Source organism: Thermus kawarayensis JCM 12314, from assembly GCF_055393575.1.
In genome coordinates, this window is record NZ_AP043756.1 from 1,200,414 (window position 1) to 1,223,387 (window position 22,974).

The 22,974-nt window shown below is 69.0% G+C and carries 22 protein-coding genes, 1 other RNA gene, 1 pseudogene and 1 riboswitch; of the genes and pseudogenes, 6 read left to right on the forward strand and 18 right to left on the reverse strand.

Translation table 11 applies throughout. The features are described from left to right. The first annotated feature begins 52 nt into the window (after positions 1-52). The 4 genes from ACZ5RK_RS06745 to ACZ5RK_RS06760 are packed head-to-tail and all read left to right on the forward strand — an operon-like array spanning position 53 to position 3,884. Positions 53-1,165 (forward strand): acyl-CoA dehydrogenase family protein, encoded by a 1,113-nt coding sequence (locus ACZ5RK_RS06745; protein WP_464910064.1) that lies wholly within the window; start codon positions 53-55, stop codon positions 1,163-1,165. Beyond that, positions 1,150-2,304 carry a thiolase family protein gene (locus ACZ5RK_RS06750; RefSeq protein ID WP_464908538.1) on the forward strand — a complete coding sequence of 385 codons (1,155 nt, stop codon included), beginning with the start codon at positions 1,150-1,152 and terminating at the stop codon, positions 2,302-2,304. Before ACZ5RK_RS06745 ends, ACZ5RK_RS06750 begins: the two co-directional genes overlap by 16 nt. A 10-nt stretch (positions 2,305-2,314) precedes the next feature. Beyond that, positions 2,315-3,043, forward strand: a complete 729-nt coding sequence (locus ACZ5RK_RS06755) for a 3-hydroxyacyl-CoA dehydrogenase (RefSeq protein WP_464908539.1) — start codon at positions 2,315-2,317, stop codon at positions 3,041-3,043. Next, complete coding sequence (locus tag ACZ5RK_RS06760; RefSeq protein ID WP_464908540.1) at positions 3,015-3,884, forward strand: CoA transferase; 870 nt, start codon at positions 3,015-3,017, stop codon at positions 3,882-3,884. The genes ACZ5RK_RS06755 and ACZ5RK_RS06760 overlap by 29 nt, the downstream gene beginning before the upstream one ends. On the opposite strand, the gene ACZ5RK_RS06765 is transcribed toward ACZ5RK_RS06760, so the two are convergent. The 12 genes and pseudogenes from ACZ5RK_RS06765 to ACZ5RK_RS06820 all read right to left on the reverse strand — a co-directional run bounded on the left by ACZ5RK_RS06765 (position 3,838) and on the right by ACZ5RK_RS06820 (position 13,382). Beyond that, positions 3,838-4,593, reverse strand: a complete 756-nt coding sequence (locus tag ACZ5RK_RS06765; RefSeq protein ID WP_054647155.1) for a 3-hydroxybutyrate dehydrogenase — start codon at positions 4,591-4,593, stop codon at positions 3,838-3,840. The two genes, ACZ5RK_RS06760 and ACZ5RK_RS06765, sit on opposite strands and share 47 nt — an antisense overlap. Before the next feature lie 9 nt (positions 4,594-4,602). Beyond that, positions 4,603-5,307 (reverse strand): ABC transporter ATP-binding protein, encoded by a 705-nt coding sequence (locus tag ACZ5RK_RS06770; RefSeq protein ID WP_054647156.1) that lies wholly within the window; start codon positions 5,305-5,307, stop codon positions 4,603-4,605. Continuing rightward, entirely contained in the window at positions 5,304-5,531 is a 228-nt protein-coding gene (locus tag ACZ5RK_RS06775; protein ID WP_464910065.1) for an ABC transporter ATP-binding protein C-terminal domain-containing protein, read from the reverse strand. The genes ACZ5RK_RS06770 and ACZ5RK_RS06775 overlap by 4 nt, the downstream gene beginning before the upstream one ends. A 57-nt stretch (positions 5,532-5,588) precedes the next feature. After that, a pseudogene (locus ACZ5RK_RS06780) lies at positions 5,589-5,960 on the reverse strand (ATP-binding cassette domain-containing protein); the annotation flags it as partial. Between the two features lie 61 nt (positions 5,961-6,021). Continuing rightward, entirely contained in the window at positions 6,022-6,921 is a 900-nt protein-coding gene (locus tag ACZ5RK_RS06785) for a branched-chain amino acid ABC transporter permease (protein ID WP_464908541.1), read from the reverse strand. Beyond that, entirely contained in the window at positions 6,918-7,775 is an 858-nt protein-coding gene (locus tag ACZ5RK_RS06790; protein ID WP_464908542.1) for a branched-chain amino acid ABC transporter permease, read from the reverse strand. The genes ACZ5RK_RS06785 and ACZ5RK_RS06790 overlap by 4 nt, the downstream gene beginning before the upstream one ends. Before the next feature lie 24 nt (positions 7,776-7,799). Further along, a complete protein-coding gene (locus ACZ5RK_RS06795; protein ID WP_054647157.1) occupies positions 7,800-8,978 on the reverse strand; it encodes an ABC transporter substrate-binding protein in 1,179 nt (392 codons plus the stop codon). Positions 8,979-8,997: 19 nt separating this feature from the next. Further along, positions 8,998-9,423, reverse strand: a complete 426-nt coding sequence (locus ACZ5RK_RS06800; protein WP_464908543.1) for a MaoC family dehydratase — start codon at positions 9,421-9,423, stop codon at positions 8,998-9,000. Next, positions 9,420-10,151: an alpha/beta fold hydrolase gene (locus ACZ5RK_RS06805; protein ID WP_464908544.1), complete on the reverse strand. Its 732-nt coding sequence runs from the start codon at positions 10,149-10,151 to the stop codon at positions 9,420-9,422. The genes ACZ5RK_RS06800 and ACZ5RK_RS06805 overlap by 4 nt, the downstream gene beginning before the upstream one ends. Further along, the gene (locus ACZ5RK_RS06810) at positions 10,144-10,917 is read right to left on the reverse strand and encodes an alpha/beta fold hydrolase (protein WP_464908545.1); all 774 of its coding nucleotides are present in this window, start codon (positions 10,915-10,917) and stop codon (positions 10,144-10,146) included. The genes ACZ5RK_RS06805 and ACZ5RK_RS06810 overlap by 8 nt, the downstream gene beginning before the upstream one ends. Further along, a complete protein-coding gene (locus tag ACZ5RK_RS06815) occupies positions 10,904-12,382 on the reverse strand; it encodes a class I adenylate-forming enzyme family protein (RefSeq protein WP_464908546.1) in 1,479 nt (492 codons plus the stop codon). The genes ACZ5RK_RS06810 and ACZ5RK_RS06815 overlap by 14 nt, the downstream gene beginning before the upstream one ends. After that, complete coding sequence (locus ACZ5RK_RS06820) at positions 12,375-13,382, reverse strand: 3-oxoacyl-ACP synthase (RefSeq protein WP_464908547.1); 1,008 nt, start codon at positions 13,380-13,382, stop codon at positions 12,375-12,377. Before ACZ5RK_RS06820 ends, ACZ5RK_RS06815 begins: the two co-directional genes overlap by 8 nt. A 69-nt stretch (positions 13,383-13,451) precedes the next feature. Between ACZ5RK_RS06820 and ACZ5RK_RS06825 the strand changes: the two genes are divergently transcribed. Further along, complete coding sequence (locus ACZ5RK_RS06825; protein ID WP_464908548.1) at positions 13,452-16,049, forward strand: hypothetical protein; 2,598 nt, start codon at positions 13,452-13,454, stop codon at positions 16,047-16,049. A gap of 23 nt (positions 16,050-16,072) precedes the next feature. On the opposite strand, the gene secD is transcribed toward ACZ5RK_RS06825, so the two are convergent. The 6 genes from secD to rimP form a co-directional block, all read right to left on the reverse strand. Further along, entirely contained in the window at positions 16,073-18,280 is a 2,208-nt protein-coding gene (secD, locus tag ACZ5RK_RS06830) for a protein translocase subunit SecD (protein ID WP_464908549.1), read from the reverse strand. Positions 18,281-18,379: 99 nt separating this feature from the next. Further along, a complete protein-coding gene (locus tag ACZ5RK_RS06835) occupies positions 18,380-18,673 on the reverse strand; it encodes a hypothetical protein (RefSeq protein WP_464908550.1) in 294 nt (97 codons plus the stop codon). 8 nt (positions 18,674-18,681) lie between these two features. After that, the gene (infB, locus tag ACZ5RK_RS06840) at positions 18,682-20,397 is read right to left on the reverse strand and encodes a translation initiation factor IF-2 (RefSeq protein WP_464908551.1); all 1,716 of its coding nucleotides are present in this window, start codon (positions 20,395-20,397) and stop codon (positions 18,682-18,684) included. Then, complete coding sequence (locus ACZ5RK_RS06845) at positions 20,366-20,641, reverse strand: YlxR family protein (protein WP_464908552.1); 276 nt, start codon at positions 20,639-20,641, stop codon at positions 20,366-20,368. Before ACZ5RK_RS06845 ends, infB begins: the two co-directional genes overlap by 32 nt. 2 nt (positions 20,642-20,643) lie before the next feature. Next, the gene (gene nusA, locus ACZ5RK_RS06850; RefSeq protein ID WP_054647518.1) at positions 20,644-21,804 is read right to left on the reverse strand and encodes a transcription termination factor NusA; all 1,161 of its coding nucleotides are present in this window, start codon (positions 21,802-21,804) and stop codon (positions 20,644-20,646) included. Between the two features lie 8 nt (positions 21,805-21,812). After that, positions 21,813-22,238 carry a ribosome maturation factor RimP gene (rimP, locus tag ACZ5RK_RS06855; RefSeq protein WP_464910066.1) on the reverse strand — a complete coding sequence of 142 codons (426 nt, stop codon included), beginning with the start codon at positions 22,236-22,238 and terminating at the stop codon, positions 21,813-21,815. 157 nt (positions 22,239-22,395) lie between these two features. Here rimP and ssrA point away from each other — a divergent pair. Beyond that, positions 22,396-22,746: a transfer-messenger RNA gene (gene ssrA / locus ACZ5RK_RS06860) on the forward strand. 107 nt (positions 22,747-22,853) lie between these two features. Then, positions 22,854-22,974, forward strand: a riboswitch (FMN riboswitch).

Genomic DNA, 22,974 nt, shown 5'->3' on the forward strand with positions numbered 1-22,974 from the left:
AGGCTTGCGGGCCCTTGCCCAGAGGGATAGACTCCTCCTCGAGGCCCTCACCATGGAAAAGGCCATCCAGGAGCTCGCCCGACGCTTCGCCCGGGAAAGGGTTTTGCCCGAGGCCCCCCGGCTGGACCGGGAGGCCCGCTTTCCCCAAGAGCTTTTTCGGGAGGCCGCGGCCTTGGGCTTTCCCGTTTTGGTGGTGTCGGAGGAGCTTGGCGGGGCGGGGCTTGGCCCCAAGGCCTTGGTCCTGGTGGCGGAGGAGCTGGCCTACGCCTGCGCAGGAGTGGCCGCCGCTCTCCTCCTCAACAACCTGGTGGCCGACGCCCTCCTCCTCTCGGGAAGTCCCTACGCCCGCGCCTTCCTTCCCCGCCTCAAGGAAGAGGTGGCCTCCTACGCCCTCACCGAGCCCCACGCCGGTTCCGACGTGGCCGCCATTCGCACCCGGGCCGAAAGGGTCCCAGGGGGGTACCGTCTCTACGGGCGCAAAACCTGGATCAGCCACGCCCCCGAGGCCCGCTTTTTCCTGGTCTTCGCCAGGGTGGCCGAGGGGCGGGAGGGTATCGCCGCCTTCGTGGTGGAGCGGGGGGCGGGGGTGGAGGTGGGCCCGCCCCTGCCCAAGATGGGGCAGAAGGCCTCTCCTGCGGCGGAGGTGGCCCTGGAGGGGGTCTTCGTGCCCCAGGAGGCCTTGGTCGCCCGGGAAGGTTTCCTTTTGGCCATGCGGGTTTTCAACCGCTCCCGGCCCATGGTGGCCGCCTTGGCCGTGGGTCTCTTGCGAAGGGCCTTGGACGAGGCCTTGGCCTACGCCCAAGCCCGGGAGACCTTCGGCAGGCCCCTTTGGGCCCACCAGGGGGTGGGGTTCAAGCTGGCGGAGATGGCCATGGACCTGGAGGCAGCCCGGCTCCTGACGGAGAAGGCGGCCGGGACGGCGGAAAGGGGAGAGGAGAACGCCCTGGAGGCGGCCATGGCCAAGGCCTTCGCCGCGGACGCCTGCGTGCGGGGAGTCTCGGAGGCCCTCCAGGTCTTCGGGGGCAACGGCTACTCCGAGGAGTACCCCATGGCCAAGCTCTACCGGGACGCCAAGGTCCTGCAGATCTACGAGGGGACTTCGGAGATCCAGCGGGTCATTGTACTGCGGGAGCTGGTGAGGAGGGGAAGATGGGAGAACCGGTGATCCTCGAGGCGGTGCGCACGCCCATCGGCAAGAGGAACGGGGCCCTCAGGGCCCATAGGCCCGACGCCCTCTACGCCAAGGTTTTGGACGCCCTCCTGGCCCGCGCGGGCATAGACCCCGGCCTTATCGGGGACGTGGTCACGGGGTGCGTGACCCAGGTGGGGGAGCAGGGGGCCAACGTGGGGCGGCTTGCCGTCCTCCTCTCTGGGCTTCCCAAGGAGGTGCCCGCGGTCACCTTGAACCGCATGTGCGGCTCCAGCCAGCAGGCGGTCCACTTCGCCGCCCAGGCCATCGCCGCGGGCGACCTGGACTTCGCCATCGCCGGCGGGGTGGAGAGCATGACCCGGGTGCCCATGTTCTCGGACATCGGCGGGGGCTTCCGCGCCCTAAACCCCGGGCTTTGGGAGAGGTACGAGCTTGTCCACCAGGGGGAAAGCGCCGAGCGCATCGCCGAGCGCTACGGGTTTTGCCGGGAGGAGCTGGACGAGTGGGGCTACCTCTCCCACAAGCGGGCGGCCCGGGCCAGGGAGGAGGGCCGCTTCCGGGGCCAGCTCCTTCCCCTGGAGGGGCTGGACGCCGAGGGGAGGCCTTTTCTCCTCGCCTGGGACGAGGGCGTCCGCTCTGACGTGGACTACGAGAGGATGCTCCTCCTGAAGCCCGTATTCCGGGAAAACGGGGTGGTGACGGCGGGCAACTCCAGCCAGATCTCGGACGGCGCCGCAGCCCTCCTCCTCGGGGACCGGGAGAAGGCCCTGGCCTTGGGCTTAAGGCCCCGGGCCCGCTTCCTCGCCCGGGTGGTGGTGGCCGGGGACCCCACCATGCAGCTTCTGGAGGTCATCCCTGCGGCGAAGGAGGCCTTGAGGCGCGCCGGGCTCTCCCTGGGGGACGTGGACGTCATAGAGGTGAACGAGGCCTTCGCCAGCGTGGTCCTGGCCTTTTTGCGGGAGCTTGGAGCCGATCCGGAGAAGGTGAATCCCAACGGCGGGGCCATCGCCCACGGGCATCCCTTGGGGGCCACGGGGGCCGTGCTCATGACCAAGCTCCTTTATGAGCTAGAGCGCACCGGCGGGGAGTTCGGCCTCCAGGTGATGTGCATCGGCCACGGCCAGGCCACGGCCACGGTGATCCAGAGGCTATAAGGAGGGGACGATGGAGCGGAGCGCCTTGGTGACGGGAGGGGCCTCGGGGCTTGGGCGGGCGGCGGCCTTGGCCCTTAGGGAAAAGGGCTACCGGGTGGTGGTCCTGGACCTCAGGCGGGGGGAGGAAAACCTGATCTACGCGGAAGGGGACGTGACCCGGGAGGAGGACGTGAGGCGGGCGGTGGCGAGGGCCCAGGAGGAGGCGCCCCTCTTCGCCGTGGTGAACGCCGCCGGGATCGGCCTCGCCCGGAAGATCCTGGGCCGGGAAGGCCCCCACGACCTGGAAAGCTTCCGGCGGATCTTGGAGGTGAACCTCCTGGGTACCTTCAACGTCTTGCGCCTCGCCGCCTGGGCCATGCGGGAAAACCCCCAGGACCCGGAGGGCCAGAGAGGGGTGATCGTGAATACGGCCAGCGTGGCCGCCTTTGAGGGGCAGGTGGGCCAGGCGGCCTACGCGGCGAGCAAGGGAGGCGTGGTGGCCCTCACCCTCCCCGCTGCCCGGGAGCTCGCCGAGTGGGGGATCCGGGTGGTGGCCCTCGCCCCGGGCCTTTTTGACACCCCCCTCCTGCAGGGCCTTCCCGGGAAGGCCAAGGAGAGCCTGGCCTCCCAGGTACCCTTCCCAAGGCGCCTGGGACGCCCGGAGGAGTACGCCGCCTTGGTCCTTCACGTCCTGGAGAACCCCATGCTGAACGGGGAGGTGATCCGGCTGGATGGCGCCCTCCGCATGGCCCCCCGGTAGGGTGTTGGACCTTACCCGGCTTTTGCCCGGGCCACTGGCGGGGAAGCTTCTGTGGGAGATGGGCTTTCCCGTCCTCAAGGTGGAGCCCCCAGGGGGGGATCCCCTGGAGGCCCTCGCCCCCGAGGCCTACCGCTTCCTGAACGGGGGCAAGGAGGTCCTCCGCCTGGACCTGAAGCGCCCCGAGGAGAGGGAGGTCTTTTTGGGCCTGGTGCGGGAGAGCGCGGTGCTTCTGGAGTCCAACCGCCCTGGGGTCATGGAGCGCCTTGGCCTGGGCCCTGGGGTCCTCCTCGAGGCCAACCCCCGCCTGGTCTACCTCCGCCTCCGGGGCTACCGGGACACCCCCGACCCCGGGCACGACCTCACTTATTTGGCAGAGGCGGGGCTTCTTGGCCGCTTTCCCTGGAAATCTTTCCAGTTCGCCGACCTGGCAGGGGCCTATGCCCTGGCCCTCACCGCCCTCAAGGGGCTCCTTTTGGGGGGTGGGGTCTACGAGGTGGCCTTGGCCGAGGCGGTGAAGTCCATCGCCTACCCACCCCTCCCCTTTCTGGACGGCTCGGTCCTCTGCTACGGGGTCTACCGGGCGAGGGAGGGGGAGGTGGCCCTCGCGGCCCTGGAGCCCCATCTCTGGGCCCGCTTCTGCGAAAGGGCGGGGCTTCCCGAGCTCCTGATGGCGGCCTTCACCCCGGCCCGGGAAGGAAACCCTGCCTACGGGAGGCTCCTTGGGCGCTTTGGGGAGCACACCGCCCAGGAGTGGGAGGCCTGGGCGCGGGCGGAAGGGGTGCCCCTACGAGCGGTCAGCGGGCCGTCCAGCCCAGGTCTATGGGGAAGACCGCCCCGGTGATGGCGCTGGCCTCCTCCGAGGCCAGGAAGAGGGCGAGCGCGGCCACCTCCTCGGGCTCTATGAGGCGCTTGATGGCCGCCTGGGCCAGGAAGACCTTCTCCGCCACCTCCTCCGGGGGGATGCCCAGGGTTCTGGCCTGGTCCTGGATCTGGCCCTCCACCAGGGGGGTGCGGACGTAGGCGGGGGCGATGGCGTTCACCGTGACCCCGTAGGGTCCGGCCTCGAGGGCCACCGCCCGGGTGAGGCCCAGGAGGCCGTGCTTGGCCGAGATGTAGGCGCTCTTAAAGGGGCTTGCCACCAGGGCGTGGATGCTGGCGATGTTCAGGATCCGCCCCCAGCCCCTTTCCTTCATCCCGGGAAGGAGGGCCTTGGTGAGCTGGAAGGGGGCGGTGAGCATCACCTGGAGCATCTTTTGCCAGGTCTCCAGGGGAAAGGCCTCCACGGGGGCGATGTGCTGGAAGCCGGCGTTGTTCACCAGGACGTCCACGCCCATGGCCGCCGCCTCCTTCCCCAGGGCCTCCACCTCTTCGGGGTTCTTGAGGTCCGCCCGGAGGTAGACCCCGGAAAGCTCCTCGGCGAGCCAGGTGGCGTCCCGCACGTCGTGGACCAGGACTTTAGCCCCCTCCCGGGCGAAGGCCCTCGCGATGGCCAGGCCGATGCCGCTTCCTGCGCCGGTGACCAAGGCCGTCCTTCCTGAAAGCGCTCCCATACAAACCTCCTACAGGTTAAGGTACGCCTCATGCACCTTCGGGTCTTGGCGCAGGGACTGGGCGGGGCCTTCCAGGACCACCCGCCCGTGCTCCAAGACGTAGGCCCTCTCCGCCACCTCCAGGGAGAGGGCCACGTTCTGCTCCACCAAAAGAATCCCCACCCCTCCCCGGGCCACCTCCCTTAGGGCCAGGAGCACCTCCTCGGCAAGCCTAGGGGAAAGCCCCAAGGAGGGCTCGTCCACGAGGAGGATCCTAGGAAAGCCCATGAGGGCCCGGCCGATGGCGAGCATCTGCTGCTCCCCGCCGGAGAGCGTCCCCGCGAGCTGCCGCCTGCGCTCGTAAAGCCGGGGAAAAAGGGCGTAGACCCGTTCGTACCCTTCCCTCTCCCGCCCGGGTGCGAGGAAGGCGGCCCCGAGCCTCAGGTTCTCCTCCACGGTCATGAGGGGGAAGAGCTGCCTTCCCTCGGGCACATGGCCGAGGCCTAGGCGGGCCCTTCTTGCCGGGGAGAGGCCCTGGAGGCCACGCCCGTCCAGGAAGACACCGCCCCGCCAGGGGCGGAGGAGGCCGGAGACGGCCCGGAGCAAGGTGGTTTTGCCGGCGCCGTTGGCCCCCAGAAGGGCCACCAGCTCCCCTTCCTCCACCTCCAAGCCCACCCCAAAGAGGACCTGGGCCTTGCCGTAGCCAGTTTCCAGGGCTTCCACCTTAAGCCTCATGCCCGCCTCCCCAAATAGGCCTCCCGCACCCGCTCCTCCCGGGCCACCTCCTCGTAGGGGCCCTCGGCGATCTTCTCCCCGTAGTCCAGGACCACCACCCGGTGGGCCAGGGCTTTGACCACGGGCATCAGGTGCTCAATGAAGAGGATGGAGACCCCGCTTTCCCGGATCCGCCGGATAAGGGCCACCGCTTCCTGGGCCTCCTTGGGCCTCAGTCCCGCCATGACCTCGTCCAGGAGGAGGACCTTGGGCCTCGTGGCCAGGGCCCGGGCGAGCTCTAAGCGCTTGTCCTCAAGAAGGGTAAGCTCCCCCGCCAGGGCCTCGGCCTTGGCGGCCAGGCCGGTGAGGTCCAGCACCTTGTCCACCCAGGCCTCCGCCTCCCTCCTGGAAACCTCTGGCTTGCCGAAGAGGGCCCCCACCAGGAGGTTCTCCCGCACCGTGAGCTCGGGCAGGGGCTGCACGATCTGAAAGGCCCGGCCTAGGCCCAGGTGGGTGCGGGCCTCGGGAGGGAGAGGGGTCACGTCCCGCCCGAGGAGGAGAACCCTTCCGGAGTCGGGGCGGAGGAGGCCGGAGATCACGTTGAGAAGCGTGCTCTTGCCCGCTCCGTTGGGGCCGATGACCCCCAGGATCTCCCCCTCCTCCAGGTGGAGGCTTACCCCCTTGAGGGCTTGGAGGCCTAAGAAGCGCTTGCCGATCTCCAGGACCTCGAGGACCCTACCCACGGCGCCTCCCCCAAAGCCCAAGGAGCCCCCGGGGCAGGAAAAGGATGGCCAGGACGAGAAGGGCCCCGTAGACCACCAGGTAGCCCTCCCGGATCCAAAGCCTTAAAGCCTGTTCCAGCCCCACCAAGACCACCCCGCCCAAAAGGGGCCCTAAGGTGGAGTAAAGCCCGCCAAAGATGGGGATGACCAAAGCCTCCACCGCCCGGGCCAGGCTGAAGGCCTCGTAGGGGTTCAGGAAGAGGGCCTTCATGGCGTAGACCCCTCCCGAAAACCCCGCCACCAGGCTCCCGAGGAGGAGGGAGAGGAGCTTCACCCGCACCACCCTCACCCCCAGCACCCGGGCCACCGCCTCCGACTGCCGGCAGGCCGCCTGGGCCAGACGGAAGGGGCTCCCCTCGGCCCAAAGGCTTACGGCCACCGCCAGGGTGAGGACGGCGAAGGCCAGGTAGTAGCTGGCGAGAGGCCAGCCGCCCCCGAAGGGCGGGGGCACGGGCAGGCCGATGGGGCCCCCGGTGAAGGGGAGCTTCAGGGCTAGGGTGCGGAGAACCTCGCTGAAGGCCAGGCTGGCGATGGCGAAGTAGAGGCCGTGGAGCCTCAGGGTGACGGAGCCCAGGACCAAGGCGGCAAGCCCGGCGAGGAGGGCTCCGAGGGCCAAGGCGGGGAGGGTTCCCACGTGGGGGAGAAGGAGGCCCGTGCCGTAGGCCCCCAGGCCGAAGAAGGCCCCGTGGGCCAGGGAGAGCTGCCCGGTGCGGGCCACCAGGTCCCAGGAGAGGGCCAAGGCGGTGAAGAGGAGGACAAAGAGCCCCACGTCCAGGAGAAAGGCCCGCCAGTCCCCCAAGGGGAGCACGGGGAGAAGGGCGAAAAGAAGGAGAAAGAAACCCGCCGCCCTCATGCTTCCCTCCAGGCCCGCCCCACCAGGGCCAGGAAGAGGACCAGGAAGAAGACGGCCTCAACCCATCCTCCACCCCCGGGCAGGTAGGTGCTCACCAGGGCCTCGGCCAGGGCCAAGACCAAAGCGGCGGGGATCACCCCCTTCAGGTTCCCGAGCCCCGCCAGGGCCACGATGGCGAAGGACTTGAGGGTGAAGAGGAAGCCCACCGTGGGGCTGGCGTAGAGCATCACCGAGAGCATCACCCCTGCCACTCCGGCCAGGGCCGCGGAAAGGCCGAAGGCCAGGAGGTAGACCCCTTCGGCCTCTATCCCCAAAAGCCCCGGGGCCAGGCGGTTTTGGGCCACCGCCCGCACCGCGAGGCCCAGGCGGCTTCGGGTGAGAAAGGCCTGCAGGAGGAGGAGCAAGGCGAGGGAGAGCAGGAAAGCTCCCAAGGGCACCGCCCCCAGGAAGAAGGGGCCCAGGGCGAGGGTGGCCGCCTGGTAGGGAGGGGCCACCACCCGGGTGTCCGCTCCGAAGAGGAGGAGGGCCAGGTTTTGCAACAGGATGGATACTCCGAAGGTGAGGAGCATCTGGTTGAGCTCGGGGGCCCTTAGCACCGGGCGGATCAGGCCGCGGTAGGTCAGTGCGCCCACAAGGAAGGCGGCCAGGAAGGCGAGGCCCAGGGAGAGAAGGGGATCCACGCTGCGGAAGGCGAAAAGGAGGTAGGAAAGGTAGGCCCCGAGCATCAAGAACTCCCCGTGGGCGAAGTTGACGATGCCCACCACCCCCAGGGAGAGGGCGAGGCCGGTGGCCACCAAGGCGTAGATCCCCGCCATGAGCACGCCGTTCAGGAAGGTTTGCAGAAGAAGCTCCATGGTCCTTTCCCTGGGCTGGGTCCTCTAGCGCAGGTAGTACTCCCCGGGGTAGCGAAGGGGCACGCTGGCCTTGTTCTTAGGGAAGACCGGCCTCCGGGTTCCCTGAATGTACTGGAACTGGAACCAGATCTCCGGGCCAAACCCCTGGTACCGGGTTTTGCCCGTGTCGGAGGGCTTGAAGCTCAGGGGTCCAAAGGGGGTGTTGAAGCGCAGCCCCGCCAGGGCCTCGGCGATGCGGTTCTTATCGGCGCTTCCCGCTCGCTCCGCGGCCAAAGCCAGGCTCTTGACGATGACGTAGCCCATGGGGGCCATATACTCCTCGGTCCCCTCCCCGTACTTTTTGCGGTAAGCCTCCACGAAGCGGCGGGACTCGGTGTTGGACACGGTGGGCAGCCAGGCGGTCATCCCGGCCACGTCCTGGGAGAGGGGGTTCTTCTCAAAGCCCACCGGCCAAGAAGGCGGGGCTCCGTAGATGAGCTTGGGCCTCAGGCCCACCTGGCGGGTTTGGGTGGCGATGGGTAGGGCGTCCACATCGTAGCCGATCCAGTAGAGGATGTCGGGCTGGAAGGTGCGGAAGCGGGTCAGGATGGGGGTGAACTGGCCGCTTCCCGCCTTGTAGGGCTCGGCCTGCACCTGGTAGCCCAGCTTCTCCAGCTGCTGCCTGTAGACCCCGATCCCCGCCGAGCCGAAGGGGCCGTCCTCGTAGAGGATGGCCACCCTCTTGGCCCCGAGCTCTTGGTGCAGGTATTGGAAGAACTGCAGGGCGGCGGCCACGTTGTGGTAGTCCCAGGGGTGGTAGTGGAAGAAGAGGGGGTAGCCCTCAAAGGCTTGCTCCACCACGGAAGAGGCGGCGCCGATGGCCAGGAAGAGGGGCCCGTACTGCTTCACCGGGCCGGAAAGGGCGAAGGTGACGCTGCTGGCCAGGCCGCCGATGACGAGGTCCACCTTGTCCACGGTCATGAGCTTGGTGAAGGCGGGCACGGCCTTGGCGGGGTCGGTGCCGTCGTCCGCCACCACCAGCTCCAGGCGCACCTTGCCACCCGCATTCGCCTCCTCAGCGGCGAGCTGGATGCCGTTTAGGGCGGCCTTTCCCGCCACCGCCGAGGCCCCCGAGAGGGGGAGGATGACCCCTACCTTGAGGGGCGTTTGCGCCCACGCCAGGCCCAAGGCGAGAATCCCAAGAACGCTTACAACCCTGTGCATACCTTTCCTCCTTTCTTCCCTAGGGCGCTAGGCCCTCAGGTTCCTCGTAGAGCACCACCGCTTCCCCCTCCAGGACCCTTTCGCCCCTCTGGTTTTCGCAGAAGGTGTCCAGGGTGAGTACGTAGCCTCCCTTTTCCCGTTCCCGCACCGCCTTAACGATGGCGGTGGCGGTGACGGTGTCCCCCAGGTGGGTGGGCTTGAGGAAGCGGAGGGTTTGGGAGAGGTAGATGGCCCCCACCCCGGGGAGCCGGGTGCCGATCACCGTGGAGATGAGCCCGGCCACCAGGATCCCGTGGGCGATGCGGCCGCCGAAGCGGCTTTTCCGGGCGTAGGCCTCGTCCACGTGGAGGGGGTTGGTGTCCCCCACCGCCCCCACGAAGAGGGCCACGTGGGCCTCGGAGAGGGTCTGGGTGTAGCTGGCTTTGTCTCCGACCTGGAACCTCATGCGCCCACCTCCTTGAGGAATCCCTCCAGGACATCCTTGAGGAGGCCGGGGTTCTCCAGGTTCACGGAGTGGCCCACCCCTTCCAGGACCCGAAGCCTTCCCCTGGGGAAGAAGGCGGCGGTGGCCACGGCCATCTCCCGGGAGATCAGGGGGTCCAGGGCGCCGTGGAGGACGAGGACCGGCCCCCCGTAGGCCCGGCTTGCCCGCCAGAGGGCGAGGGCCCGGGCGTTCCCCTGGTAGTGGGCGGGATGCATCCTCTGGGCGCAGTCCACGAGCTCGGAGAACCACGGGGGCCTTTGGGTGGGGGCCATGGCGGCGAGGGCCTTCTCCAGGGCTTCGCGGTCTTCCCGGTAGGATTCCAGGATAGGGTAGTAGGCCTCGGGGGTGACGAGGCCCGTGGGTGGGGCGGAGTTGATGAGGAGAAGCCCCCTTGTCCTTTCGGTCGCCGCCTCCATGGCCACCGCACCCCCAAGGGAGTGGCCCGCGAGAACGGCTTCCTCGGCCCCAACCTCCCGCAGGAAGTCCCGGAGGGCCTGGGCGTAGGCGGGGATGGAGGGGAGGAAGCCCTCTGGGGCGGGGCTTTCCCCGAAGCCAGGGAGGTCCGGGGCCAGGAGCCGAGCGCCTGGGGGCGGGGCCTCGAGGAGGCCCCGCCACCACTCCTTGCAGGCGAAGTTGCCGTGAACGAGCACCACGGGCGTACCGCTTCCCGCTTCCAGATACCTAAGCATAAACCTCCTCCAGAAAGGCGCAGACGGCCCGGGCGAAGGCGAGGGGGGCCTCTATGGGGGCGGCGTGCCCTGCGGGGAGGGCCTCAAGCCTCGCCCTTAGGGCCTCGGCCAGGTCCAGGGCGTAGGCCTTGGGGAAGAGGAGGTCCTCCTCCCCGTAAAGGACCAGGGCGGGGAGGGCGAGGGCCTTGAGGCGCGGCCTGAGGTCCTCCAGGGTGAGGAAGCCCAGGAGGAGCCTTTCCTGGGCGGTTTTCGTGGGGGCCTGGGCGGCGAGGCCCCTTAGCCCCTCCTCGGCGAGAAGCTCGGGGTGGGCTTCCAGGAAGCTCCTGCCGAAAACCCAGGGGAGGGCCACCCGGAGGCGCAGCTTTGTGCCCCCAGACTTCAGGGCGTGGAGCCAGCTTTCCACCTTGGCCCGGAGGGCGACGTCCAGGTAGGGGGTGGTGCAGCAGAGCACCAGGGCGGCGAAGCGCTCCGGGGCCAGGAGGGCCGCTTCCATGGCCACCACGCCCCCGTTGGAAAGGCTCACCAGGGCAGGCCGGGAAAGCTTGGTCTCGTCCAAGAGGGCGAGGAGGTCCTCTGCGTGGGCCCGGGGAGGGTAGGGGCCTTCCGGGGCCTCGCTTTCCCCCTGGCCCCGCATGTCGTAGCGGAGGAGGGTGAACCCCTTGAGGTGGGGGAGGACGGGGTCCCAGCTATCGAGGCGCTGGAAGATCCCGTTCAGAAGAACCACGGGGGGGCCTTCCCCTTCCAGGCGGTACCTAAGCTTGGCCATACCGTTCCTCCCAAAGCCTCTTCAAGGCCTCCTTCTTCACCTTGCCCGGCCCCGTCTTGGGGAGCTCCTCCAGGAAGATCAGGTGCTTGGGCACCTTGTACCCGGCGAGCCTCGCCTTGAGGAAGGCCTTGAGCTCCTCGGGGGAGACGGGGGCCTTGACCACCACGAAGGCCGCCCCCACCTCCCCCCACCTGGGGTCGGGGACCCCCACCACCGCCGCCTCTTTCACCGCCGGATGGTCGTAGAGGGCCCGCTCTATCTCCACGGGATAGACGTTCTCCCCGCCGGAGATGAACATCTCCTTTCTGCGGCCCACGATGTAGTAGCGCCCCTCCTCGTCCCGGTAGGCCAGGTCCCCGGTCTTGAGCCAAAGCCTTTCCCCGTCCCAGACGAAGGCCTTCTCGTTCTCCTCCGGGCGGCGGAAGTAGCCCTTCATCACCACGCTCCCCGAAAGCCAAAGCTCCCCGGCCTCTCCCACCCCCGCCTCCTTCCCGTCCTCCCTCACCAGGCGGGCCCGGAGGTGGGGCATGGGCCGGCCCACGCTTTCCGGGTAGCCCTCGGCCTCCTCCAGTTCCAAGGTGAAGCAGTTTACCCCGCACTCCGTGAGGCCGTAGCCCTGCTTGAAGCGGACGCCCTTGCTCCGGAAGGCCTCCCGCACGGGGGCGGGGCAGGGGGCGCCGCCGGAGATGGCGAAGCGGACGGAGGAGAGGTCGGCCCCGGCGAAGCCCTCCGCCTCCAGGAGCATCTGGTACATGGTGGGCACCAGGAAGAGGACGGTGGGCCGGTGGAGGCGGAGGAGTTCCAGGTACTCCTCGGGGCGGAAGCGCTCCTCCACCACCACCTGGGCCCCCAGGTAGAGGAGGGGGGTGGCCAGGGCGTTCAGGGCGGCGTGGAACATGGGGGTGGCGAGGATGTACCGGTCCTCCCGGGAGAGCCCCCAGGCGAAGACGGTCTCTACGGCGTTCACCAGAAGCTGCCGATAGGGGAGGAGGGCCCCCTTGGGCAGGCCCGTGGTGCCCCCGGTGAAGAGGAGGAGGGCGGGGTCCTCCAGGTCCACCCGCACCTCTTCCCCGGCCTCCTCCCCTTCCAGGAGGGCCTCGAGGGGAAGCGCCCTTGGGTCCAGGGCCTGGGCCACCCCTTGGAACCCCTCCCCGTAGAAGAGGACCTTGGGCTCGGCGTAGGCGTGGAGGGCCTTGAGCTCGGGGAGACTTAGGCGGTGGTTGAAGGGGGTGAGGACGTGGCCCAAAAGGGGCCCGGCGAAGAGGAGGTCCAGGTAAGCGGGGTGGTTCCAGGCCATTAGGCCCACCCGGTCCCCCTTGGTCACCCCCAGGCCTTGGAGGAGCCCGGCCGCCTTCCTGGCCCTGCGGTAGAGGGCGCCGTAGGAGATCCAGGCCCCGCGGAACCACACCGCCGGGCGCTCGGGGTGGTAGGCGGCGAGCCTTCCCAGCCAGTTGGGGTCAAGCATAAAGCCCTCCTTCCAGGCGCAAAACGGCGGCCCCGTAAAAGTACCCGACCCCGGCGGCGGCTAGGGCCACCAGGCTCCCATCCCTGAGCTTTCCCGCCTCCCAGGCGAGCTTCAGGGAGAGGATGGGGTCCAGCTGTCCGAGGTGCCCAAAGCGCTCCAGGTAGATGGACTGGGCCTCGGAGAGGCCGAGCCCGGCCAGCACCGCCCGGTGGGCGGAGCGCTTCATGTGGAGGAGGGCCAGGTAGTCCAGGTCGGCCTCGGTGTAGCCCGCCTCCTCCAGGGCCTCCCGGATGACCTCCAGGAAGCTCGGGATGGAGGTGGCGTCAAGCCTCTTTTTCATCCCCTCGGGGTCTTCCACCCGCAGGCGGTACCGGGAGAGGGTCTCTGCGGTGAGGGGTTCCCGGGTCCCCCCCACGGGGACCTTGACCGAGAGGGCCAAGGTAGGGTCCATACGGTGGGCGAGGCCCATGAGCCTAAGGCCCGGGCCTTCCCGGGTGAGGAGGGCGGCGGCCCCGCCTGCGGCCAGGTCGTAGAGGAAGCGGGCGTGGGGGTCCTGGTAGTCCACCAGGTCGCCGTTGCGGTAGCCGCCCGCCACCAGGGCCACCCCCACCTCCTTCCGGGTGGCGAAGAGCCCCCGGGCCACCTCCAGGGCCCCCAGGAAGGAGGCGCACTTCTGGTTCAGGTCCATACCCCTGGCCCGGGACGCCCCTACCCTAAGGGCCAGGTAGGGGGCGGTGGCCCAGACGGGGTAGTCCTTGTGCTCCTCCACCATGGAGAGCACCCAGTCCACCGCTTCCCCCGGGAGGTCTGCCTTCGCCAGGGCTTCCCTTGCAGCCCGGGCGGCCATCTCCGCCGGGTGGTCCTCGGGGCCGGGGGTGGGTTTCTCCAGGATGCCCAGCTTCTCCCGCACCACCTCCGGGGGAAGGCCGGAAAGGGCCGCCACCTCCTCCGCCGTCATCCGTCCCTCGGGCAGGTAAACCCCTAGGCTCCGCACGAACATCTGCCCTCAGGGTAGAGGGGGGGTGTTACACGCCCGTTACACGGACAGGGGCCCTTCCTTCGGAGGATAATGGGGACGGTGCCCTACCCCGTCCCCCATTCCCGGCTCCTTCCCCCCCGTACCGCCCGCGAGGTGCGCCGCCTGCGGCCCTTGCGCCTTCTGGAGGAGGCCTTTGGCAGAAGCCCGGGGGTGGTCCTGGCGGCGGGGGCAGGGTACGGGAAGACCAGCCTGGCCGCCGAGCTTCCCGGGGTTTACGTGGCCCTGGCCGAGGAGGCCAAGGACCCTGCCGTGTTCCTCTGGCACCTCCTGGCCGCCTACCGGGGCCGGGCCCCCCTGGAGGAGGCGGCGGGCCTTTTGGAAGCGGGGGCCTGGCCCCACGCCCTGGAGGTCCTCCTCGAGGCCCTGGCCCCCCTGGGGGCCCACTACCTGGTCCTGGACGAGGCCCACCGGGCGGAGAGCCCCGGGGTGGTGCGGGTGTTGCAGGGGCTTTTGCGCCTCCCCTCCTTGCGCCTCCTCTTGCTTTCCCGCAGGGCTGCCCCCTTCGCCTTCCTCACGGTGTTTTCCGAAAAGGAGCTGGCCTTTGACCCGGAGGAGGCCTGCGCCCTGGCCAAGGCCTTGGCCCCCGAGGTACCCGCCTTTGAGGTGGAGAGGGCCCTTTCCCTGGTGCGGGGCTGGCCTTTGGGCCTCCGGGTGGTCCTTCTGGCCATGCGCCGGGGGCTTAGGCCCGAGCTGGCCTTGGAAAGCGGGGAAGGGCTTCTGGCCTATCTGGCGTACGGCCTCCCCGAGGGGCTTTTGGGGCGCGCGGCCCGGCTGGCCCTCCTGGGCGAGGTGGCGGAGGAGGAGGCCCAGGACCTCCTTCCCTACGCCGAGGACCTTCTCTTGGAAAGGCGGGAAGGAAGGTTCGCCTTCCACCCCTTGGTGCGGAGCGCCCTCAAGGCCCTCCTGCCGGAAGCGGAGACCCGGGCTCTGTTGGCGGAGGCCGCCCAAGGGGCGCTCCTCCGGGGGGAGGGGGTGCGGGCGGCGGAGTTTCTGCTGGAGGCGGGCCGCTTCGGCCACGCCGCCGACCTCCTCCTGAGGGAGGGGCAGGCCTGGCTGGAACGGGGCCTCACCTACACCGTGTTGCGCCTCATCGCCCACCTTCCCTCGGGCGTGCGGCAGGGGAGGAGGGGGCTCCTTCTCCTGGAGGCCGAGGCCCTGCGCCAAGCCGGGAGATACCAGGAGGCCGAGGCCGCCTACCACAAGGCCCTGGAGGCCGGGGAGGGCCGGGCCTACCTGGGTCTGGTGCGGCTTTTCCTGGACACGGTGGAACCGGCCCGGGCCAGACCCTATTTGGAGGAGGCCCTGCGGCGCTTTCCCCGGGAGGCCGAGCCCCTTCTTGCGGAGAACCTCCTCAACGAGGGCCGGTTCCAGGAGGCCAGGGCCCTGGGCCTAGCGGGCCCCCGGGTTCTCTTACGCCAGGGAAGGCCCGGGGAGGCCTTAGCCTTCCTCCAGGGGGTGAAGGATCCCGGCCTCCACCGTCCTCCGCAGAACCACCGGGAAGGGAGCCTCCTCCGGGCCCTCCTGGAGTGCGTGGCCGGGGACGCCGAGGAGGGCTTGCGCTGGGCGGAAAGGGGACGCTTTGAGGCCGAGGTCCTGGGTAGCCCCTTTGGCGTGAGCCTGGCGGAGGCCCGCCGGGGGCACGCCCTTTTGACTCTGGGCCGCTTGCAGGAGGCGGAGGCCGCTTACCGGGCGGCCTTGGCCTTGGCCGAGGGGGGGCCCGCCCGGCTCCAGGTGGAGGCCCTGGGGGGCCTGGCCGCTTTGGGGGACCGGGAGGCCTATGGGGAGATGGTGCGCCTGGCCCGGGGGGCGGGAGACCTCTGGGTGGAGGGCTTCCTGACCCTGGTGGTGGCCCTGGCCTGGCTCAGGCGGGGGGAGAGCTTCCCCCTACCCCCCTTGGCGGTCCTAGACCCCTTCTTGCAGGAGGTGGCCCAGGCCTATCCCTTCGCCGATGGTTGGGAAGGGCTCCTGGTCCGCTACCCCTTCCTGGCGGGGCGTACCCTCTTGGCGCCCCCGCTTTCCAGGGTGCGCCGGGCCCTGTGGCGCCTGGGCCGGCTTGCCGTGCCCTACCACCCGGGGGTGCGGGTGGAAATCCGGGCCCTGGGGGGGTTTTCCGTCAGGGTGGAGGGGCGGCCCGTCCGCTTCCGGCGGGAGAAGGCCCGGCTCCTCCTGGCCCTCCTTACCGCCAGGGACTGGGAGAAGGAGGACCTCCTCGAGGCCCTGGGCGTTACCCCGGGGGAGTTTCGCGTCCTCTGGTGGGAGGTGGTGAGCGCCCTGGAGCCTGGCCGCCCCAAGGGGGTGGCCCCCTACTTCCTCCGCGCCCGTCCCTACGGGCTTTCCCGGGAGGCGCCCGAGCTCTACCTGGACCTTTGCGACCCCGGGGCGCCCCTGGCGCCTCCTTATGCGGGCCTGGACCACCCTTTTTTGGAGGAGGAGGCCCGGGCCTGGCTGGAGGAGCGGCGGCGGGCTCTGCTCCGTAGCCCCCACCCCGGGGACTGGCTTCTGGCCATGCGCCTGGACCCCTTGGACGAGAAGGCCCTCCTGCGCCTTAAAGGCACGCCCGTCTACGAGGAGGGGCTTCGCCTGCACCAAAAGGCCCTGGAGGAGCTCGGCCTCCGCCCCGGGCCGTAAGCTCCCTGGGCCGCGCCGGGGCCTTAAGCGGCCTTCTGGCCCCGTTGCTTTTGCATCTGCTTCCAGAAGACCACCAGGGCGCTCACCACGTAGATGGAGCTGTAGGTTCCCACGAAGATGCCCACAAAGATGGCCAGGGCGAAGTCCCGGAGAACGCTTCCCCCCAGGAAGAGGAGGGCGAGGATGGGGAGGAGGGTGGTGAGGCTCGTCATCACCGTGCGGGAGAGGGTCTGGTTGATGGAGCGGTTGACGAGCTCGGCGTAGGGCAGGTGCCGGAGGAGTTTCTGGTTCTCCCGGATGCGGTCCGAGACCACGATGGAGTCGTTGATGGAGTAGCCCACGATGGTGAGGAGGGCGGCGATGGTGGGTATGGAGAACTCCAGGCCCAGGAGGCTGTACATCCCGGCCACGATGGCCACGTCGTGGGCCACGGCCAAGATGCTGGCCACCCCGAAGGTCCAGTCAAAGCGGAAGGCCACGTAGATGAGGATGAGCCCGAGCCCCACCAGAACGGCCATGAGGGCGTTTTGCCTGAGCTCCGAGCCGATGGCGGGCCCCACGGTCTCCGAGGTGAGGACCAGGGCCTTGAGCTCCGAGGAGAAGAGCCGCTCCAGCTCCAAGCGCTTTTCGTCGGGAAGCGGGGGTAGCTTGACCGAGAACTCCTTGGCCGAGGCGGTGGGGGCCTGGACCTCGGTGATCACCGCTTCCTTGGCGGGGAAGCCCTTTTCCTCCAGGAAGCGCCGGAGGGTGTCCACCTTCACCTCGGGACCCACCCTGAGGGTGAGGGCGGTGCCTCCGGTGAAGTCAATGGAGTAGTTGAAGCCCTTGCTGAGGACGGCCCCCGCCGCCAGGACCGCCAGGAGGAGGGTGGCCACGGTGACGTACCGGGCGGGGCCCATGAAGTTGAAGCGGGGGTCCACCAGCCACATGGGAGGGCGGATCTCCCCCCGGTCCGCCTGGCGCTCCAGGAGGTAGCGGCTGAAGACCAGGTTGGAGAAGACGCTGGCCACCACCCCGATGGCCAGAATGACAGCGAAGCCCCGCACGGGGCCGGTGGCGTACTGGTAGAGGGCGGCGGCCGCCAGGAGGTGGGCGATGTTCACGTCCAGGATGGTGAGGGTGGAGTGCCGGAAGCCCTCGGGGATGGCCTGGCGGAGCTTCTTCCCGGCCCTGAGCTCCTCCTTGATGCGCTCAAAGGAGAGGACGTTTCCGTCCACCGCCGCCCCCAGGGTGAGCACGAGGCCGGCGATGCCCGGGAGGGTCAGGGTGGCCCCGAGGCCCGAGAGGAGGCCCAGGATGAGGGCCGAGGTATAGAGGAGGCCCAGGGAGGCCACGAGCCCCAGGTGGAGGCCGTAGTAGGCGAAGATGAGGAAGAAGATGGCCAGGGTACCGATGAGGGCGGAGCGGATCCCCGCCTGGATGGCGTCCTGGCCCAGGGTGGGGCCGATGGCCCGGATCTCCGCCACCTTGAGGGGGACGGGCAGGGCGCCCGAACGGAGGACGAGGGCGATCTCGCTGGCCTCTTCCAGGCCGGAAAGCCCCTCTATGACCGCCTGCCCCCCGGTGATGGCCTGGCGGATCACGGGGGCGGTGTAGACCTTGCCGTCCAAAACGATGGCGAGCCGCTTGCCCACGTTGGCCCGGGTGACCTCCTCAAACTTCTTGGCCCCCTCCGGGGTGAAGGTGAGGGAGACCTGGGGGCGGCCGAACTGGTCAAAGACCGCCCGGGCGTCGGCTAGGTCCGCCCCCGTAAGAAGGGGAGGGCCGAGGTCTTCCGGCTTGATGAGGTCCTTTTCCAGGTCCTCCCGCTTCAGGCGGGGGTTTTCCCTTAGAGCCTGGTTGATCTGGGCCACGGTGGTGCCGGTGGCCCCGTCCTTGAGGATGCGGAACTCCAGCACCGCCCGCTGGCCGATGAGCTTGAGGGCCCGGTCCTGGTCCGCCTGGGAGAGGCCGGGGAGCTCCACCGCGATGCGCTTTTGCCCCTGGATCTGGATGAGGGGTTCGGCCACCCCCAGGGCGTTGATGCGGTTTTCCAGGACGGCCCGGGCCTTTTCCAGGTCGTCCGGGGTGGGGTTTTCCACGTCGGCCTCGAGGAGGATGCGCAACCCCCCCTTGAGGTCCAACCCGAGCTTGATCTTGGGCTCCTGGGGGGCCCACGGCTTCCAGACCAGGAGCAAGGCCCCCAGGAAAAGGGCGAGGAGGAAAAGTCCTGTGGTCCACTTGCGGTCCATAACCAACTCCTTTCCGTATCGGCGCAAGCGGGAAGGAGGTCAGCCCGCTTGGCCCATGGTGCCTTCGTGCCGTCTGCCTAAAAGCCCAGGACCCCGCCCTTAGCCTCCCTCCAGCTGCAGGCGGCGGAAGAGGAGGTAGAGGGGCCTCCTGGGGGCGGGGGCGGGAGGGGGGTAGGGGGCGGTGGCCTGGGCCCTTGGGGCCTGGCCCAGGCCCCTTTCCGCCCTGGCGGGCAGAGGGGGGAAGGGGAGGGGGGGCGCGCGGTCCTCCTTGAGGACCACCGCCACACCCCCTGGGGCCAGGCCCGCCTCCTCCTTGACCCGGGGAGAGGGAAGGGACACCCCCTGGAGGAGGAGGGCCAGAGCCCATAGGAGCGCCGCGCTTCCCCGAAGCACCCTTCCCCCTAGGCGGGCACCTCCACCAGCTGGAAGGCCTCTATGATGTCCCCTTCCTGGAAGTCGTCAAAGCCCTCGAGGCCCAGGCCGCACTCGTACCCCTGGGCCACCTCCCGCACGTCCTCCTTGAAGCGCTTGAGGCTTCCGATGCGGCCCTTCCAGACCTCCTGCCCCTTGCGCAGCACCCGCACCTCGGCGCTCCGGGGAATCCGGCCCTGGAGGACCATGCACCCCGCCACCTGCCTGCCCGTGGGCAGGCGGAAGACGGCCCGCACCTCGGCCCGGCCCAGGACCTCCTCCTTGTACTGGGGCTCCTTCTGCCCCTTCACCATGCTCCGGACCTCGTCGATGAGGTCGTAGATGATGCGGAAGGTCTTGAGGAGCACCCCCTTTTCCTCGGCCTTCTTCTTCACCGCGCCCGGGGGGTTAACCCCGAAGGCCAGGATGGCGGCCCCCGCCGTCTGGGCCAGGAGGACGTCCGACTCGGTGGGGGCGCCCACCTGGGCCAGGAGCACGTGGATCCTCACGTCCTCGGTGCTCTCCCGGGCCAGGATGTGCTGGATGGCCTCGAGGGAGCCCTGGGTGTCGGCCCGGAGGATGAGGTGGACCTCCTTCTTCCCCTCCTCCTGCATGGCCCTGAGGAGGTCGGCCATGGTCTTGGGGCGGCGCTCCTTTTCCGCCTCCTCCTTGGCCCGCCTCTCCTCTCTGCGCTCCTCGGCGATCTCCTTGGCGGCCTCCAGGTCCGGCACCCACTCCACCACGTCCCCGGCGTGGGGAAGCTCCTGAAAGCCCAGGACCTGCACCGCGCTTCCCGGGCCCGCCTCCTTGCGCTGGTGGCCGTCGGCGTCCAGCATGGCCCGGATCCGTCCGAAGACCTCCCCCGCCACCACGTAGTCCCCCACGCGGAAGGTCCCTTCCTGCACCAGCATGTTGGCGATGACCCCGGCCTGCTTGTCCAGCTTGGACTCCAGGATCACCCCCCGGGGCTCGGCGTTGGGGTCGGCCCGGTAGTCCTCCAGCTCGGCCAAGAGGAGGATCATCTCCAAAAGGTCCTGCACCCCCTGGCCCGTCTTGGCGCTGATGGGCACCACGATGGCGTCCCCGCCGTACTCCTCGGGCACGAAGCCCCGCTCCATGAGCTGGCGCTTCACCTTCTCGGGGTCGGCCTGGGGCAGGTCCATCTTGTTGAGGGCGAAGACGATTTTGGCCCCGGCCGCCTTGGCGTGGGCGATGGCCTCGTCCGTCTGGGGCATGACGCCGTCGTCGGCGGCGATGACGATGACGGCGATGTCCGCTACCCTCGCCCCCCGCTGCCTTATGGTGGTGAAGGCCTCGTGCCCCGGGGTGTCGATGAACACCACGGTGCCCCCGGGGGTCTTCACCTCAAAGGCCCCCACGTGCTGGGTGATCCCCCCCGCCTCCTTTTCGGCGATGCGGCTTTTGCGCAGGTAGTCCAGGAGGGTGGTCTTCCCGTGGTCCACGTGGCCCATGATGACCACCACGGGAGGGCGCCGGGGAAGGCTCTTCCGGCGCTCTTCCTCGGCGAGCTTCTCCTGGAGTCCCCGTTGCTCCTTGACCAGCTCCCGCACCGCCTGGGCGTCCTCCTCGGTGAGGGTGGAGGCGTGGGACTTGTAGGGTACCCCCATCTGGTCCAGGAGCTCCAAAAGCTCCTCGTTGGTCATGCCCAGCTCTTTAGCCAGCTGGTAGATGCGTATTTTGGCCATCCTTACCTCCTAACTGGGCCACAAGGGCTTCGGAAAGCGCCTTGGCCCGGCTTCCGGCGAAGCGCCGGAGCTTTTTTTCCGTCCAGCACTCCGGGTTGTCGGGGCAGACGTAGGCCCCCCGGCCCGGGAGCTTGCCGCTTGGGTCCAGCCGGAACCCGGTTTCCGTGAGCAGGATGCGAAGAAGCTCCCCCTTGGGCCGCCTTCGTCGGCAGGCCACGCACATGCGCCAGGGGACGTGCTTCATGGCTAGGAGAGGTCTCGGAAGAGCTTCTCAAACTCTTCCTTGGCCCGGCTCGAGGCCTCCGCCTCCTCCTGGGCGGCCTTGCGGATGGCCTCGTCCAGGTCGGAGATCTCCGCCTCCTCAAAGTGGATGTCGTAGCCGGTGAGCTTGGAGGCCAGGCGAACGTTCTGGCCGCCGGTGCCGATGGCCAGGGAGTGCTGGTCCTTGGTGACCTTCACCCTGGCCTTCTTGGCCTCGGGGTCCAGCTCAATGGAGCCCACCTGGGCGGGGGAGAGGGCGTTTTTGATGAACTCCTTGGGGTCCTTGGACCAGAGGATGATGTCCACCTTCTCCCGGCCGAGCTCGGCGGAGACCGCCTGGATCCTTTGCCCCTTGTGGCCGATGCAGGCCCCGATGGGGTCCACGTTGGGGTTGTGGCTCGTGACCGCCACCTTGCTCCGCCGCCCCGGCTCCCGGGCCACGGCCTTGATCTCCACGATGCCCTCGGCGATCTCGGGCACCTCCTGCTTGAGGAGGTGCTTCAGGAGCTCCTCGTGGGCCCGGCTCACGATGAGGGAGGGGCCCTTGGCGGAGCGGTCCACCTTCCTGAGGTAGACCTTGAGGCGCTGGCCGGGGTAGTAGCGCTCGGTGGGGATCTGCTCGCTTTTGGGCAGGTAGGCCTCCCCCCGGCCCAGGTCCACGAAGACGTTCCCCCGGTTGTCCACCCGGGTCACCACCCCGGTGAGGACCTGGCCCTCCTTGTCCTTGTACTCGTTGTAGATGCGGTTGCGCTCCGACTCCTTGAGGCGCTGGGTGAGGATCTGCCGCAGGTCCTGGATGGCCATGCGGGAGAGGCCCTCGGGGTCAATGGGGAACTCCATCTCGTCCCCCACCTGGACCTCGGGGTCGTACTCCAGGGCCTCGGCCAGGGAGATCTCCTTGTCGGGGTCCTCCACCTTCTCCACCACCCGGCGGACCTCCACCATCTCAATGCGGCCCGTCTGGGGGTCAATGTAGACGTCCACCTCGGGCCCCCTGCCGGCGTCTATCTCCTCCTTTTTGTACCCCTTTTGTCTTTTTATGTAGGCCTTGCGCAGGGCTTCCTTGAAGGCCTCGAGGATCTCCTCGGTGGACACGCCCCGTTCCAGGGCCAGCTGCTGCATGGCTTGTACGAAATCCCGGTTCATCCCTCCTCCTATCTCGGCTCCTCGGGCCACTCGGCGAGGTTGGCGCGGAAGGTGCCGATCTTAAGACGCTTCTCCTCCTCTCCCACCAGGAAGACCACCTCGTCTCCCTCCACCCGGAGGATGCGCCCCACGAACCCCCCGGGCCCCGGCACCTTGGCCTTAAGGCCCTGGAAGCGCTGGAAGTGGCGGCGGGTGAAGAGGGGTCTTTTGGGCCCCGGGGACTCCACCAGGAGGCGGTAGCTTCCCGGAATGGGGTCTTCCCGGTCCAGGACCGCCTCTATGGCGCGGCTCGCCGCTTCCAGCTCGGCCACGCGGATGGGCCGCTCGTCCTTGCGCTCCAGCCGCACCAGGACCTCCCCGGGAGCCTCCCGGACCTCCAGGACCTCGAGGTCCAAGGGCTCCACCGCCTCTTCCACCAGCCGCCAAAGGTCCACGGGCACCTCCCCACCTCCCTTCACAAAGGAAGGGTGGGCTTCCACCCACCCCCCTCCCTTGGGAGCACTGTCGCCAGTTTACACCCAAGGGCCCCTTGACCACAACCCCTTTAGTCTGGTACGCTAAAGCTTGCCGGTCCGAACCCGGCCCATCCATGGGGGTGAACGGTCTCGACGGGGGTCGCCGAAGGCGTGGCGGCGCGCCGAGGTGCGGGTGGCCTCGTAAAAACCCGCAAAAGCACAAAGGCCAACAAGCCTGCTTACGCCCTCGCGGCTTAATGACCGCGACCCCGCCCGGTAGCCCTGCCGGGGGCTCACCGGAAGCGGGGACACAAACCCGGCTGGCCCGGGGCCACGCCCTCTAATCCCGGGCGAGATCTAAGGAGGGCTTGCTCCTGGCCGCCCGTCCGCGGGCCAAGCCAGGAGGACTCCTGAAACGCGGACTATGCGCGTAGAAGCCCGCCGTAGGGACTTTCGGACGGGGGTTCAACTCCCCCCACCTCCACCAGAAGGGGCGCCTCAGGGCGCCCCTCTTCCTTTGCCCATGGGCGAAAAGCGTGGCCTAGGGACATCCCTCCTCTCCCGGACCTGCTAAAGTGAGGCTGGTGCCTCGAGCACCTCCTTCGGGGCGGGGTGGAAGTCCCCACCGGCGGTGAAAGCCCGCGAAGCCCCCCTGGGGCCCGACCCGGTGGAATTCCGGGGCCGACGGTGAAAGTCCGGATGGGAGAAGGAGGGC